Below are 15,736 nucleotides of genomic sequence, written 5' to 3'. Positions count from 1 at the left end.
ATCAGGCCGCAGGAATTGATTTCAGTAGTCGATCGATCACATCTTCAATCGTGACGCCTTCGGCTTCCGCTTTGTAGCTCAGCAGCACCCGGTGTCGCAGAGTGGGGTGAGCGAGCGTGCGAATGTCGTCAAAGGTAACGTGAGACTGGCCGCGCAAAAGTGCTCGTGCCTTACCGCCCAACACCAGCGTTTGAGCGGCCCGAAGACCTGCGCCCCAAGAAACCCAGTGGTTAATCCAATCGGCACTCCCTTCGCGTCCGGGGCGCGTTGCACTGGCGAGCTTTACAGCATGTTCGGCTACCTCACGAGCGATGGGAACTCGACGCACCGCTTGGTGAAAATTCTGGACGTCTTCGCCCGAAAACAGCGGCACAATTTTCTCAGGGGACCGAGACGTAGTCTGCAGCACCACTGACAACTCATCTTCAGGCGGCAGGTAGTCGATCAAGACGTTGAACATAAAGCGATCAAGCTGGGCTTCCGGCAGCGGATAAGTGCCTTCCATCTCGATAGGGTTTTGAGTGGCCAGAACGAAAAACGGTTCTTGCAACGGATACCGCTTGCCGGCTGCGGTCACTTGGTGTTCCTGCATCGCTTCTAGCAACGCAGCTTGAGTTTTCGGTGGGGTGCGGTTGATCTCATCGGCCAAAATAACGTTGGCAAAGATTGGGCCGGGCACGAATTTCAACGAGCGATGTCCGCCGGAATCTTGCTCCAATATTTCAGTGCCTGTGATGTCGGCGGGCATCAGGTCCGGCGTGAACTGAATTCGTTGGAAGTTAAGGTGAAAGACTTCCGAGACGCTTCGAACCAGCAATGTCTTCGCCAAGCCAGGAGCGCCTGTAATTAGACAGTGTCCGCCAGCGAATAAGCAGAGTAACAATTGCTCGATGACTTCGTCTTGTCCAATAATGGTCTTGGATAGTTCACGCGTGATCGAAGAGCGAGCGTCGGCGATTTGCTGAACAATCCTCGCTTCATCTTCAACGGATAGGGAGCCGAGCGAATCGATAGACATAACGAGGCGGGATTGGTGGAGGGGGCTGGAATTGCGGTGTCACTTCATTGTAGCGAGTTGCACATACTTCACGGCGCAGCAACTTTTCTAGTTTGTTCTAGCATCCATTGATAAACCCGAGGATTGTCATAGGTTTCGGTCCAAGAATCGTGATCCGCTTCGGGATAGATCGTGAACATGACGTTCCCGCCAGCCGCTTCCAACGCATCGACCATCTGCTGAGATTCCGAAATGGGAATAACAGGGTCTTTGGCACCATGAAAAACCCAGGTCGGAAGATGATTAATCTTTTTGGCGTAGGGTGCGTCTCCGCCACCACAAATAGGCACAAGGGCAGCGAAACGGTTCGGTTTCTGGATTGCCAAACGCCACGCTCCAAAACCTCCGCGACTCATCCCGCTCAAGTAGATTCGATCGGGATCGATGCGATAGTCCGATTCAATCGAGTCGAGCAGGTCGGCCAGCGTTTGATCGTCCCAAAATTGCGATTCGTGGGGGTTTTGCGGAGCCAACAAAACAAAGGGAAGCGACATTCCGGCCGCGATCTGCTTTGGCGGACCGTGGGTTTTTACCTTTTCAATGTCCGAGCCACTTTCGCCCCCGCCGTGCAAAAACAAAAGCAGCGGAAATCGTTCGCTTGTGTTACTTGCGTAGGCCTCCGGCAGAGCCAGCAGATATTGCATGGTTTCGCCTTCCGTTCGTTGGAACGTCGCATGCTCGAATTCGCTGGCTGAAAGGAGTGATTTAATAGAATGAGCTGGACCGAACACTAGAAAGAAAAGCAAAAAGTATCGTGCCACGAATGGATTCCGCCTGAAGAGGATGCTGAGCGTCAACGATCAGTGTAGCTGCATCTTTCAGGCCGGTGGGGTAGGCTGCTTTCCAACCGATTTGGGTTCCCTTGACATGTGCCGACCATGGAAGAGTCATGAGTTCAATTCAGCAGTACATCGCCGAGACTAAACTGTCCGCTTCGCCGGAACAGGCCTTCGCGTACCACGAACGTCCGGGAGCACTGCAGCGATTGGTCCCACCTTGGGAATCGGTCAAGATCGAACATTCCGACCAAAGCCTTCACGTGGGCAGCCAAGTGGTGTTGAAAACGAAGGTCGCGGGAGTGTCACTTCGTTGGGTTGCCGAGCATGTTCAGTACGATCCACCGCGTCTTTTTGCTGACACTCAACTATCCGGTCCATTCAAACGTTGGGACCACAGGCACGAATTTCACGAGGTAGCCGACGAGGCTCAATCATGTCGACTTCGTGATGAAATTACCTATGAGCTACCGATGGGGGCGTTGGGCAACCTGTTCGGTTCGGGGAAGGCATGTCATACCATCGAGGCGATGTTCGCTTACCGTCATCGCATTACCAAGGACGATCTCGCGATGGCTAGTCAAACTCCGATGGACCCGATGCGAATTGCGATCTCGGGCAGCTCGGGATTGGTCGGTAGCAATTTGTCGTCGATGCTTACTCTGCTCGGTCACGAAGTTGTGAATCTCGTACGCAGTCCAGATCCTCGACCCGATCACTTAGCGGTTTGGTCGGACTCGAATGAATTGCAACAGCTTTCTCAATGCGATGCCGTGGTGCACCTTGCCGGTAAGTCGATCGCCTCGGGACGGTGGAGTGATGAGGTCAAGCGAGAAATCCGAGATAGCCGAGTCATCAAGACTCGCCAGCTATGCGAGGGTCTGGCTTCGCTGCACAAGAAGCCGAAGGTTCTAGTTTGTGCTTCCGCAACCGGGATTTATGGTGATCGCGGCGACGAGACGCTTCTTGAGAGTTCTTCGACGGGTGATGATTTTCTTGCCGACGTTGCCGCGGAATGGGAAGCTGCCTGCCAGCCAGCGATCGACGCTGGAATACGAGTCGTGAACACACGTTTTGGCATCATTCTTTCGCCGCAAGGCGGAGCGTTGCAAAAGACATTGTTGCCCGCGAAGTTTTGCGGTGGAGCTTTGGGAAACGGCCAGCAGTGGTGGAGTTGGATTGCGATCGACGACGTGCTTGGCGGGATTCATCACGTGTTGGCAAACGATCAAGTCAATGGACCCGTTAACTTTGTGTCGCCAAATCCGATTCGCAATCGCGACTTTGCCCAAACGCTCGGCAAAGTGCTCAATCGACCTGCTCTTATCCCTGCACCGGCATTTGGATTGCGGTTGGCGCTAGGCGAAATGGCAGACGCTTTGTTGCTTGCGAGTACGCGTGTGATTCCAGAAGTCTTGACCGAAACGGGCTACCAATTCCGCTTTACCGATTTAGCAGATTATTTGAAATATGGATTGGGACGTGTTCGTTTGCCATCGTTGGAACGCAACAAATGAACAGCCACGTGGTCTTTTTGTTAAACCTATTGTCCACCTGGTACATGGTCGGTTTGATTTGGATGGTTCAAATCGTGCACTACAACTTGTTTGATCGAGTTGGTACCGAAGGGTTCGCTGATTATGAAAGAGATCATAGCCGTTTGATCACACCCATTGTGGCATTACCGATGCTCGTTGAGTTAGGCACTGCTTGCGCGTTGGTTGTCGCAGCACCCCCAGGATTTTCTCGGACCGCAGCCATTTTGGGACTAGTCGCGGTAGGCTTGATTTGGCTTTCAACGGCGTTTCTGCAAGTTCCCTATCACGGAAAGTTGTCGCTTGGGTTTGATCAATCCGCGTACCGAGGGTTGGTAGCGACCAATTGGATTCGAACGATGCTTTGGACTGCACGTGGAGTCCTTCTTGCTTACTTTGCGGCCAAAATGCTCGGCCGATCTTAGGCCAGCACATTTCTGAGGTGCTGCCCGTGTTACGAGCTTTGCCGGGGCGATAAACTTGGGCTGTCCGACTCTGCGATCAGCCCAAGGAATACGCGAAGTGAACACTTTAAGATTATCGTCCGTCGCGGCGATTCTGTTTGGCAGCCTGCTGTCCGTCTGTATGGCGATTGAAACCGATACGAACTCTACTCCAGAAAAATCCACCGACATGATTGCTCAATCACCTCTGCTTCAGCCATGGACCGGCCCCCACGGAGGAGTCCCACCATGGAATCAAGTTCGTCTAGAAGAATTTGTTCCTGCTTTCGACTATGCAATCGCAGAGGCGGAAGAAGAGATCGACGCGATCGCGACTCAGTCCGAACGTCCTACCTTCGAAAATACGATCGAGGCGTTGGAACGGACCGGCGAAATGCTGAGACGTTTAGAAGCAGTTTTCTTCGTGTATGCGTCCAATCTAAACGTGGGTTCGGTACCCGATATCGAAAAGGCAGTGGTGCCTAAACTCTCGGAACACGAAGATCGCGTTTACCAAAACTTACCGCTCTTTGAACGAATACAAGCGATTGCGAAGAGTGATGCGATGTCCGATGGGTCCTTGGACCTTGCGCAAACTCGTTTGACGAAGGACCTGTACGACACCTTCGTTCGCAAAGGCGCACGATTGACGGTTAGCGAGAAAGCAAAGCTATCACAAATGAATACGCGACTAGCGAGACTGTTCACACAGTTCAGCCAGAATGTTCTCGAAGACGAAAAAGGATATGTGACTTGGGTCAACGATGAAGAACAGTTGGCTGGTTTGCCCGAAAGCATCGTGTCAGCAATGCGGAACGCGGCGATCGAGAGAGACGAAGAGGGTGGGAAGTATGCGATTACGAACACGCGATCTTCGATGGACCCGTTTTTGACGTATGCCAAAGATCGTGGGCTGCGTGAAAAGGTTTGGCGCAATTACTACAACCGTGGTGACAACGGTGACCAGTACGACAACAACGCGTTGATAGCCGAAATCTTGCAGCTTCGCGCCGCTCGCGCCAAACTGCTCGGCTACGCTACCCACGCTCATTGGCGTATGGAGCCCACCATGGCAAAAGATCCAGCAACGGCAATGGACTTGATGCTAAAGGTTTGGCCGAAAGCCCTCGCGCGTGTTCGTGAAGAGGTTGCGGACATGCAAGCGATTGCTGATGCCGAGGGTAACGGAATCACGATCGAGCCATGGGACTATCGCTACTACGCGGAACTGGTCCGAAAGGAAAAGTACGATCTGGATCTTGGTGACGTGAAACCGTACATGCAGATGGACAAGCTTATCGAAGGCATGATGTGGGCTGCGGGGAAGCTTTACGGCATGCAGTTCAAGCAGATCAGCGGATTGCCCGTCTTTCACCCGGATGTCACGATTTGGGAAGTCACCGATGCCGATGACAAGTTCGTCGGTTTGTGGTACCTCGATCCCTACGCGCGTGAAGGCAAACGCAGCGGCGCCTGGATGACGGACTATCGCGAACAATCCAATTTGGATGAGTCCATCCGTCCGATCGTTTCAAACAACTCAAACTTCGTGAAGGCCAGCGAAGGGGAAGCGACATTGATTTCATGGGACGATGCGGTGACGTTGTTCCATGAATTTGGACACGCATTGCATAGCCTCAATTCGAAGGTCAAGTATCGATCTCAAGCCGGGACGAACGTGGCTCGCGACTATGTTGAGTTTCCTTCGCAATTGAATGAACATTGGCTCGAAACGCCCGAAGTAATGTCGAAGTTTTGCGTCCACTACGAAACAGGCGAACCGATGCCTCAAGCATTGATTGATAAGATCAACAAGGCGGCAACCTTTAACCAGGGTTTCTCGACAACCGAGTACCTTGCTAGTGCCTTGATGGACATGAAGTTGCATCTGGCTGGCGATGTTCAAATTGACCCGGACGCGTTTGAGAAAGCGACGTTGGCGGAACTTGAAATGCCTCGCGAGATTCCCATGCGTCACCGTACGCCTCAGTTCGCTCATATCTTTTCGAGCGACTCGTACTCAGCCGGTTACTACAGCTACCTATGGTCGGATGCTTTGACCGCCGATGCGGCCGAGCGTTTTGAGGAAGCCGGTAGTTTCTACGACCCCGACGTCGCCAAGAGCTTGCACGATAACGTGATGAGTGTCGGTGATACGATTGATCCAGCCGAAGGATTCAAGAAGTTTCGCGGTCGCCCGGTCGACACGAAAGCACTGCTGCGAAAACGTGGTTTCCCCGTTGAGTAGAAACCGACTTTGATACGGGATTGCTGTGAGAATCCGGTCGGCGGTGAGGTAAGTCTGCTCTTTGGGCAATCGTTAATACGAGGAAGTTCGATGATTTTTAGATTCGCAACGTTCGCCGTGCTGGCTTCATTAGCGCTCTACGTCAACGCGGAAAATCCAGCAGCCGCGCCGGTGAAGTTGTCAGCGTCCGCGGCCGTGGAATTGGTAGAGGGCGTCGTCTATTCCACGGCAGGCGACGTGGAACTGAAGCTTGATTTGGCGAAGCCTAGCGATACCGACAAACCGCTTCCGTGCGTCGTTGTGATTCATGGTGGAGCGTGGCGTCAGGGAGACCGTCGTTCGCACCTGAATGATATTCGTGGGTTGGCGGAACACGGATACGTGGCGGCGACGATTTCGTACCGGTTTTGTCCCGAGCATCGATTTCCGGCCCAGGTCGATGATGTCCGCAACGCCGTTAGGTTTCTGCGAGAGCATGCGAACGATTACAGGATCGATGCAAGTCGATTGGGAGCAATGGGATTTTCCGCCGGTGCCCATTTAGCAATGTTGCTCGGTGTGATGGAGGATGACCATCAGCCAACCAGCAAAGTCCAAGCGGTCGTTTCATACTTCGGCCCAACTGACTTTACTCAACCGAACATTCCCGACATTAGCGTTCCGTTGCTGGCCGACTTTATTGGCGGATCCCTAGCAGAAAAGCCGGAAAGTTATCGCCAGGCATCGCCGATCACGTTTGTCGATTCTACTGACGCGCCCATCTTGTTGTTTCAAGGCACCAACGACCCACTGATACCTGTGAATCAAGCAGTGTTGATGGCGGAGAGGATGTCAAAGCATAACGTTGACGGCCGGGTTGAATTGCTGATCGGCGAGGGCCACGGTTGGGGTGGCGTGGAGAAAGATCACACCAACGAGCAGACACTTCAGTTTTTCAACCGACACTTGATGCACCGCTGACTAGGTGTCTGATTGGGTGTCTGAGAGGTTGCCCGAGACGTTGTCCAAAGCGATTGAATGCTTGGGGCTGTTTACTCGCGAAATCGATAGCCGATCCCACGGACGGTTTCGATCAGATCAGCAGCCTCGCCCATCTTCTTTCGCAATGCGCGAATGTGAACATCAATCGTTCGTTCAAGTACAAGTGTGTCTTCACCGAGCGCGGCCCCGACAAGTTCGTTGCGATCAAATGCACGACCAGGTTGGCGTATGAGTGCTTCGAGAAGTTGGAATTCACTCTTGGTTAGCTTGAGTTGTTCGCCGTTCAGAGTAGCGACAAAACGGCGGCGATCGACCGTTACACCGTAGCGGGTGTACTGATCCACGTCGTCAATGGATGGCTCGCGTCGACGTAGCAGTGCCTTCAATCGTTGAAGCAACACCTTGTAGCTTTCCACGGGTTTGACGACATAGTCATCGGCGCCTACGGCGAACCCGACCACTTGATCGGATTCTTCACCGAGGGCGCTAAGCATCAAGATCAGCATTTCCTTGGTGGAGGGATCCGACCGTAACTGCTTACAGACATCAACGCCATTGATGACGGGCAGGTCAACATCGAGAAACACGACGTCTGGCAGAATGAGCCGGGCTTGGTGAATGGCCTCGCGACCGTCGGCCGCAAGGTGAACATCATAGCCAGCCCGTTGAAGTTGGTATTCAAGGGTTTCGGCGAGTGGACGATAATCCTCAACGACCAGAACTTTGGTTTTAGTCATGAATCAATTCAAGGGACCATTGTGAGCGAAGTATCCGTGCGCACAGTTTCTAATGGTTTCAGTAGATTTCCGCACCCACAGGGAGCCCTCGTTTTCAGTGAAGGTTTCATGAATAATAGCGAGTGCCATCGCCAAGATCGACCACTGGCTCACCCCGAGGGTGGGTGCTAGCGGCGATTCGCAGCACCGCTCGCGGAAATTCCCTGGGTAGGGGTGGCCACGGAGCCTCGTTCAAATTCCATGCTGTCGATGGTCATGGTTCGAGGTCGGATCACCATGGACCGGACAGCGGTTTCGAGCTGTGGAGTCCCATCGGGCAGGCTGCGTCGGATAATCGCCGGTCGCGAGGGTGCTCCTTGGGCAGTGAACATGTCTTTCGAAGCGGCATAGGCCGCTCGGCTGGCGGTGCCCTCGAGCAAGCCCTTGTCACTTCGAGTGCGGAACACGACGCCGCTAATCGCCTGCATTTCCCAAGGGATGGTGGCTACGCCTATCGCCGGTCGTCCGGGCAAAGGTGGCTCCATCGCCACGCGAAGTTGGTCGCAATCAAGCGTTGACTCACCCACCCCCAACGCCGTCATCTCGGCTGCGTTGAACGTATCTTCCCAATGAGTGACGGATCGCGATCCCACTCTTACGCCACGTTCAAAGGTGAGTGCCCGAGTTGTCAGGTCAGCGGTCATCTGGTCGTTGTACGTCAAATGAATTCCGGTGAGTGGTCGTTCGGCGTCATCGACCATCGTTGCCGTTTGGTCGTGTTGCATTGGTCCTTCGCTCGGGCTGGGGACCCAGGCGCGATACCACCCAGGCCCTTCACCGACAATCTTTCCACTGCCCACCGATGCATTGGCGCGTTGTTCGGGCGACAGCAACGCAAATTGGGGTGCCGTCATCCCAGGCGACATGGTGATCGAATGAGCATAAAGCAAATGCTTCGCTTCAAGCACTCCGTCCGCGGCCCGTTGAAACGCTTCGACAAACACCGGGTGTTCATTTGACTTTAGGAGCGTGATCGCTTGCACGCGAGCCTGTCGAACGGCAGCCATGTCTTGCAGATTCACGTCGTCCCAAAGGTCGACCTCCAGGCGTTCGCCACTCATCTTGAATTCCCATGGCTCAGTCCCGTTCAAAATCGCAGCGGAAATATCGACTCCGTCGGTCAATTGAATCTTTCGACCGTCGAACAGCATCTCGCCCTGCCAGCGACAATACGGAGGCTTGATCCACTGAATTTTTGAGCTTCCGTTTTGACCAGCCAATCCGGTGGGCAGAGCGTTGGAAGGTAACTGGAACTCTCCGGCGTCCTTGATCCAAATGATGTTCTCGCGAGGTCGGATTTGTATCTCGGGTCCAACAAAGAAACCGTCGCCAATTTCGAACCGCGCTGGACTCTCGATTCCACTTCCCAGTTGCAACACGTCTTCACCACCGTGATTAAGCAACTGCAGCAACTCACCGGTTAGCACCGTATCCAAATTTTGTCCGTTGGCTTCGATCTTGTGCGAAACTCGTACGTTGCCTTCCACCTTCAGTTGCTTTGCGCTAAGGCCGGTCGTCGTGCGACGAAGCTGTGCAATGATGATGTCACCGCTTACCTCAGGACGACTGCGGGCAACCGGTGCGACGGCACTGCTCGGTTGGTCAACGAGGTTATTGGTTGTTGGCTGCGACACCCATTGCCGAAGTGGTGAGGCGGGCGGAGCGGCTTTGCGCGGCACGGGCGCTCGTTCGTCGTCGACGAAAAACAACCGCAATCGTTGTGTGTCGGCGGCGATTGCGGTGGTGTTGATACGGACGTTGCCCTTGATGTCGAACTGTTCAGGGGCCAGTGATGGGCGTTCACCGGGAACCTTCGAGTCGACTGACTTAAGAATGCCCTCGACGTTGTCGGCGCTAAATTCGCCGCCATCGACAAGCCAAGCTTGAACATCATCTTCAACGTAAACGCTGACATTCGCATTCGTAGCGTCGTCGGCGTTTAGCTTTTCTGGTTTCACTTCCAGTGCGCCCGCCCATTGGGCTTTTCGGACTGCAACTTCAGGATCGTCGATGGAAACGATGCCAGGCCCGTCGACCAAAATGTTTCCGATCCGTTTCGGGTCACGTGGATCGAATTGATAGACCAAGTTAGCAAGACTCGCAGAAATGCCACCGCGACGAATGCGAATGCCTTGTTTTCCGATGGCTTCAATTCGTCCCCTCGAAACATCGACGTCGATCTGGTCACCGGTAATGCTGGCGTCAAAGCTAGGTAGGTTTGCCGCGGCGGGATTGCCCTTCGCAACAATGCGGTTTACCCAATCGAGCGGACCGGTCCTTAGGATGGTTGAATCGGTTGGATTGTTGAGGCCCAATTCGATCGAATCACATCGGAAGTCGTCCACTTGGCCGGTTGCCGAGCGGTGAATCAACGACACCTCATCACGCATCATCAGATGGTCAATTGCGAAGTCGTACTCCACCCGGCCGCTGCATTGTATCTCCACCGTGGCGTCGCTCTTTTCCAACGGCATGACCAATTCATCGAGATAAATCAATTCCATTCGATCAAGGATCGAAGCTGGACTTCCGGAACTGTTAGAGATCGGGTTACCCGCCAAGTGAATCGTAAGGTCACGACCAATCATTCGAGCTCGCCCGAACTGCATCTCAATGGCATCGGTGGTCCAAAGCTTCTTTCGGTCAATGCCGACGTTTGATGTTCTCAGATCGATGGAACGATCGCTTTCGGCATTTTGTTTATGCGGGTCCGCTCGATAGATATGAACCGGACCAATCATGCGACCTCGGTCGATCGGTGGTGCCCCGCCGCTCATCACATCAAGCGATGAAGTAAATTTGATTTCGGCACCTTGAGCAGCTTCTAAGATGATCGGTTGATCGTCTTTCTTAGCGCTAATTCCACGTCCCAAAACAACGGTGACGGGCCATAACTTCCATTGATCGCCGCCGGATTGTTCCCACTTTTCAAACAGCAACATGCCTTCGGAAGTTTGCAGGCACTTACAAGATCCTCGTTGCCAACTGTCTTCGGCAAATAAATCACGCAGCGAATCGTTACCGCGAAGTTCTTGGGCGGGTCTGGCCGGGACCGGCTGCGCAGCGACGGGTTCTAACCATGGCACAAACGTGTTCTGGTAGATAATCGCGGTTCCCAAAAGGAACATCAATGCGGTGAAGTAGTTGATGATTCGAGCCATCGAGATTGCATCTGCGTTTGATCGTCGCTTTGGATCGAGCGACTAGCTCACGCGGACATGCTCCTCCCATCGGTTCTTGGCTCGCAGAAGTCGATCGACCAATTCTCGTACAGCCCCTTCGCCACCCTTGGAACGCAGCACCCATTGAGCTTGGTTTCGTACGTCGAGGGATGCGTCCACGGGAGCCACCGCGAGTCCAACTTGGCGCATGACGGGCAAGTCAGGAAGGTCGTCGCCGATGTAGCACACTTCCGCGGGAGCGATTCCCCAAGATTGCCAAGTTTCCATCGCGGCAGGCAACTTTTGCTCGAAGCCCTGCTGGATTGAATCGATGCCAAGTTCTTCGCCCCGCCGTTGTACGACTGGGCTGTTTCGAGCGGTCAAGATTCCAAAACGGAATCCGCTTTTCATCCACAGCTTGATACCCAAGCCATCTCGTACATTGAATTGCTTGGTTTCCACACCGCTGGAATCGTAGATGATACGCCCATCGGTCATCACTCCGTCTACATCGGACAAGATGCAACGTATCGGTTCAGCGAGATCAGCGTCTTTCACGATTTATTTCCGAAAAGGGCACATGGGTAAAGTGGCCAACATAAATCTTGGTGGGTATCAAACAGCGTCAGGTGAGCTGGTCATGGGAATTGTCGGAGTGCCATTGGATTTGTCGGACAACGTTACGATGTCGGTGATGTCGATCAGTCCCACGGGTTTGCCTTGGGCGTCCACTACTGGCAGCTCACTAATTCGTTTTTGCGACATCACGGCCACTGCGTCTTGCAATAACATGCCTTTAGCGACCGTGGTGGGGGACGTTGTCATTCGATTTGCGATAGGCTCATCAAGGGCTGCTTCATCACGCGCTTCAAGTAGACGAGCCAAGTCGCTGTCGGTGAAGATTCCCGATAACCGAAGGTCATCGTTGACAAGCATCACAGCTCCGCTGCGTCGACCAGCTTGCGACGCTGAGACCATTGCGTCACGAATGGTAATGGTTTGGGATGCAACGCGGCATTGTGCGAGCGGACGCATGATTTGATCGACTTGTGCCATTTTTTGTCCGAGAGCGCCTCCCGGATGGAACTTCGCGAAGTCCTGGGCGGTGAACGAACGTAAGCGACTCACCAACATGGCAACTGCATCGCCGACCGCCATCATCACGGTCGTGCTAGTCGTTGGGGCGAGTCCGTGTGGGCATGCCTCGGTATGTTTTCCAAGACATACGGTGACGTCTGCTGCGGCGGACAACGGATTGTCCGTGCAGGCGGTAAATGCGATCAGTCCGCTGCTTTGGCGACGCAGGATCGACGCAATCTGAACCACCTCGCTGCTGCGACCTGAATTGCTCAATGCCCAAACTAAGTCGCCCTTTCCGACGCGTCCAAGATCACCGTGGATCGCTTCGGTGGGGTGAAGGAAATGAGCGGGAGTGCCGGTGCTGGCGAGAGTGGCGACTAGTTTCTGGCCAACCAAACCGGCTTTGCCGACGCCAGTGATAACGACGTTTCCATGACATTGGGCCGTCATTTCGGCGGCTTTGACGGCATCGACACCCAGCGACTTTGATGTTTCCATCAGCGATCGAGCTTCCTGGGCCACAATGTCACGTACCATCGATAGCCGCTCAATCAGTGTTTGCGGCACCGCGGGAGCAGTCGTGTGAGGTTGAGGCAGTGCGTTGGCCATGGAGAGCATCCTTGCTCGAGGAACAGCATCGTCGAAGAATAGCGAGACTACCTAGTTTCCCATGGGCGTCGCAAGGTTCGTTAAATTGCGTTCGTTAGGTTGCTAGAACCCGCGATGGAGTCGCCACACGTTGCTTTGCCATCATTAGACTTCACCGATGCGCCGTGTGTGTCTGCCCAGTGCTTTTCGCTAGCAGATCACAAAGCAGTGGTTGCGAAGCAGTGATGGTGGAGCAGTATCGTTGAAGCAACGTTTACTTCTCGGCAATCGCTTTGGAAATGGCGTTCATTAGCGATGACTCACCTTGGGTATCTTGCCCAACTTCCCAGATCATCACGCCAGCGAGTTTTTCGGTCTTTGCCAAGCGAACTTTCGCAGTGACTAGCTCTGGCCCATTGGCTGCGAACCCATCGATGATGTTCACGCTCGGTCCCGCCGACTGACTTCGAGCAAGCTGAGCATAGGTCTTCGCGGCCCGGTCTTTGTTTCGACCATAGAACGGAATTCCGAGCACAATCTTGGACGCGGGGCAGCCCATGCCGCGAACCATGTCCACATCAGCCACCGATTTGTCCAAGGTCGCTTGAGGGAAACCGTGGTCATAGGACATCAAGTGAATGCGGTCGATCGCGCTGAACAGTGCCGGTTCCAATTGGTTCCAGGGGGCCATCGCGAGCGTGACGAGCTTTCCGTAGGGCAAGGCAGCCTTGGTGTCGACGACGAGTTGAGTGTATCCGTGAAGCTCCTTGGCATTGGCCGGATGTTCCCAGTCATAGTCCACGCCGTCGAAACCTTCATCTCGCAAAAATGTCATCAACGTTTCGACGAAAGCGGCCCGGTTGTCATCGTTGGATGCCATCGTCGCGAATCCCTTCGATTTTCCCCATCCGCCTACGGTGACAAGTATTCGTGCGTTGGTTTTCTCGCGTATTTCCGCCAAGCGTTGCCGTGCTGCGTCGGAATAACCCGAGACATCAAGACTACCATCTTCGGTAACGGACGGTCCAAAGTAGATGATGTCGGTGATCCGATCGTTGGTAGGCTGCCAATCGTCGAGTCGGTAACTCGGAAGATATCCAGCGACGACGAACTTCGAATCGTCCGCATGAGATACTCCGGTCGTTAGAGCGAGCGTCAGCATCACGAGGGGAAGCGCGAAGCGAATGAACGATGACTTGGAGGCAGAGGTCGTTTGCAAAATTTTACTTTTTCGTAGTGAGGCACAAAAAAATCCGGCACCCCAAAGCAGGGTGCCGGATTGTAGCGAATTGTAGTCATCGCTTCAGCGTCGTTTACGCCATCATGTAGCCTTCTTCACCATGATCGCTGACGTCGAGGCCACGTTGTTCGCGATCTGGGGCAACCCGAATTCCCATCAGGATGTCGATCACCTTCAACAGGACAAAGCTGCCTACGCCGGCGAACAGCAAAGTGACCAGTATCGCGACTGCTTGTCCGATCATTAGCGAGAAGTCGCCACCGGATTCGATCAGGCCAATCTTGTTACCGTCGGCCACGTTCCAGCACGCCCGAGTGGCGAAGACACCGGTCAATAGCGCGCCCAGGATTCCACCCACGCCGTGGACCCCAAATGCATCCAACGCATCGTCGTACTTAAGCATCATCTTCAGCTTACTGCAGGCGATGTAGCAGACGATTCCTGCGGCCAATCCCATCACGATTGCGGGCATTGGTTGAACGAAACCGGCCGCTGGTGTGATGCAGACCAAGCCAGCAACCGCACCACTGCTGGCACCCAGAACCGTTGGTTTGCCAAGAGCACCCCACTCGGTCAACGCCCAAGCGAGGCCACCTGCAGCAGCAGAAAAGTGGGTGACAGCGAACGCGCTGCTGGTCAATCCATCGGAGAGCAACTCACTGCCGGCATTGAAGCCAAACCATCCCACCCACAGCATCGCTGCACCAAGCGCCGTGTAAGTCAAGTTGTGCGGTTGAATCGGTTCCTTCATAAAGCCCATGCGGGGACCGATCATGATGGCGGCGACTAACGCCGAGATACCACTGCTGATATGGACCACGGTTCCGCCCGCGAAGTCCAACGCACCGCCAGCGAACGCGCCGTCTGCACCGTACGCCAGTGGACCACCATCCCAAACCCAATGGCATAGCGGACAGTAGATGAACGTGCCCCAGAATACCGAGAATACTACCATGGACGAAAACTTCATCCGCTCAGCAAAAGCACCGCAAATCAAAGCAGGGGTGATAATGAAGAACATGCCTTGGAAAAGCATGTGGGTGAGCATGGTCATGTCGCCAAACATGGGTGTGATCGGCTCGTTCAGGATGTCGCTCCATTGCCGTTGAACGCCATTCATGAACAAGTGATCCGCATTGCCGATCCAGCCACCGTCGCCTCCAAAAGCGAGCGAGTAGCCATAGAGTCCCCAAAGGACCGTCATCAATCCCATCAAGAACACGCACTGCATCATCACGCTAAGGACATTCTTACGACGAACCAAACCGCCGTAGAACATTGCTAATCCGGGGGCGGTCATGAACAGCACCAATGCACAACAAACAAGCATCCACGCGTTGTGGGCAGCGTAGGGGCCGTTGGCGATTTGGCTGTCGGTCAAACCGGCGGGATCTTCGGTCGCGACCTTGGCAGCATCAGGAGCACTAGTCACCAATTCCGCGGATGCGGATTCAGCTTCCTGAGCGTGTGAAGTAAGTGGAGTCACGCTAAGAAGGGAAACGAGAAGCAGCAAGCCAAATAATCGGGGCCTCGCGCATTGACGAACGGACCAAAACAACATTTTTTCCACCTTCAAATATTGAGAAAAGACTTCGGAACGACAGCGACGCACGTCCTCCCAAGCTGTACTTTCCCCCGCCTGGGAAAATTCAATGTTCAGGTCGAACTTGATCAATTGTCCGCGGAAAGATAATCAACAAAGGCGCTAATTGCTACCACCTGTGGCCACAACGGCTTCCCTCGACTGTCGCGAAACAGACAACATTTACCGGGTTGCCCACGTCATTGCCGAGTTCATCATCAGGGAAACGCTTAGTTTTTTCGGCGCTTACGGTGCCCGGTCCGGTCACT

General features: G+C 54.0%; 12 protein-coding genes. 4 read left to right on the top strand and 8 right to left on the bottom strand.

The genetic code is table 11. The features are described from left to right. Position 1: 1 nt before the first annotated feature. Both Pla22_RS24790 and Pla22_RS24785 read right to left on the bottom strand, forming a co-directional pair. Complete coding sequence (locus Pla22_RS24790) at positions 2-1,018, bottom strand: AAA family ATPase (protein WP_146517582.1); 1,017 nt, start codon at positions 1,016-1,018, stop codon at positions 2-4. Positions 1,019-1,086: 68 nt separating this feature from the next. Next, positions 1,087-1,818 carry a carboxylesterase family protein gene (locus Pla22_RS24785; RefSeq protein WP_207310479.1) on the bottom strand — a complete coding sequence of 244 codons (732 nt, stop codon included), beginning with the start codon at positions 1,816-1,818 and terminating at the stop codon, positions 1,087-1,089. Positions 1,819-1,946: 128 nt separating this feature from the next. Here Pla22_RS24785 and Pla22_RS24780 point away from each other — a divergent pair, with 128 nt between their 5' ends. The 4 genes from Pla22_RS24780 to Pla22_RS24765 all read left to right on the top strand — a co-directional run bounded on the left by Pla22_RS24780 (position 1,947) and on the right by Pla22_RS24765 (position 7,019). Further along, positions 1,947-3,350, top strand: a complete 1,404-nt coding sequence (locus Pla22_RS24780) for a TIGR01777 family oxidoreductase (RefSeq protein WP_146517581.1) — start codon at positions 1,947-1,949, stop codon at positions 3,348-3,350. Continuing rightward, complete coding sequence (locus tag Pla22_RS24775; protein ID WP_146517580.1) at positions 3,347-3,793, top strand: hypothetical protein; 447 nt, start codon at positions 3,347-3,349, stop codon at positions 3,791-3,793. The genes Pla22_RS24780 and Pla22_RS24775 overlap by 4 nt, the downstream gene beginning before the upstream one ends. Before the next feature lie 208 nt (positions 3,794-4,001). Continuing rightward, entirely contained in the window at positions 4,002-6,059 is a 2,058-nt protein-coding gene (locus tag Pla22_RS24770; protein WP_242632327.1) for a M3 family metallopeptidase, read from the top strand. A 90-nt stretch (positions 6,060-6,149) separates the two neighbouring features. Then, entirely contained in the window at positions 6,150-7,019 is an 870-nt protein-coding gene (locus Pla22_RS24765; RefSeq protein WP_146517579.1) for an alpha/beta hydrolase, read from the top strand. A gap of 71 nt (positions 7,020-7,090) precedes the next feature. Here Pla22_RS24765 and Pla22_RS24760 read toward each other — a convergent pair whose 3' ends face one another. From Pla22_RS24760 to Pla22_RS24735, 6 genes are all read right to left on the bottom strand, one after another. Then, positions 7,091-7,777: a response regulator transcription factor gene (locus tag Pla22_RS24760; protein ID WP_146517578.1), complete on the bottom strand. Its 687-nt coding sequence runs from the start codon at positions 7,775-7,777 to the stop codon at positions 7,091-7,093. A 167-nt stretch (positions 7,778-7,944) separates the two neighbouring features. Then, positions 7,945-10,977 (bottom strand): hypothetical protein, encoded by a 3,033-nt coding sequence (locus Pla22_RS24755; RefSeq protein ID WP_146517577.1) that lies wholly within the window; start codon positions 10,975-10,977, stop codon positions 7,945-7,947. A gap of 42 nt (positions 10,978-11,019) precedes the next feature. Next, positions 11,020-11,535, bottom strand: a complete 516-nt coding sequence (locus tag Pla22_RS24750; RefSeq protein ID WP_315854262.1) for a KdsC family phosphatase — start codon at positions 11,533-11,535, stop codon at positions 11,020-11,022. A gap of 57 nt (positions 11,536-11,592) precedes the next feature. Further along, the gene (locus Pla22_RS24745; protein WP_242632325.1) at positions 11,593-12,666 is read right to left on the bottom strand and encodes a KpsF/GutQ family sugar-phosphate isomerase; all 1,074 of its coding nucleotides are present in this window, start codon (positions 12,664-12,666) and stop codon (positions 11,593-11,595) included. Positions 12,667-12,919: 253 nt separating this feature from the next. Beyond that, positions 12,920-13,807, bottom strand: coding sequence for a glycoside hydrolase family 18 protein (locus Pla22_RS24740; protein WP_146517574.1), 888 nt, complete (start codon positions 13,805-13,807; stop codon positions 12,920-12,922). A gap of 151 nt (positions 13,808-13,958) precedes the next feature. Continuing rightward, positions 13,959-15,446: an ammonium transporter gene (locus Pla22_RS24735; RefSeq protein ID WP_390620305.1), complete on the bottom strand. Its 1,488-nt coding sequence runs from the start codon at positions 15,444-15,446 to the stop codon at positions 13,959-13,961. Positions 15,447-15,736 lie beyond the last annotated feature (290 nt).

Origin of the sequence: Rubripirellula amarantea (assembly GCF_007859865.1) — a bacterium.
GTDB classification, from domain to species: domain Bacteria; phylum Planctomycetota; class Planctomycetia; order Pirellulales; family Pirellulaceae; genus Rubripirellula; species Rubripirellula amarantea.
Note: the sequence above shows the minus strand (reverse complement) of the source record. Positions and strands in the feature narration are given on the sequence as shown.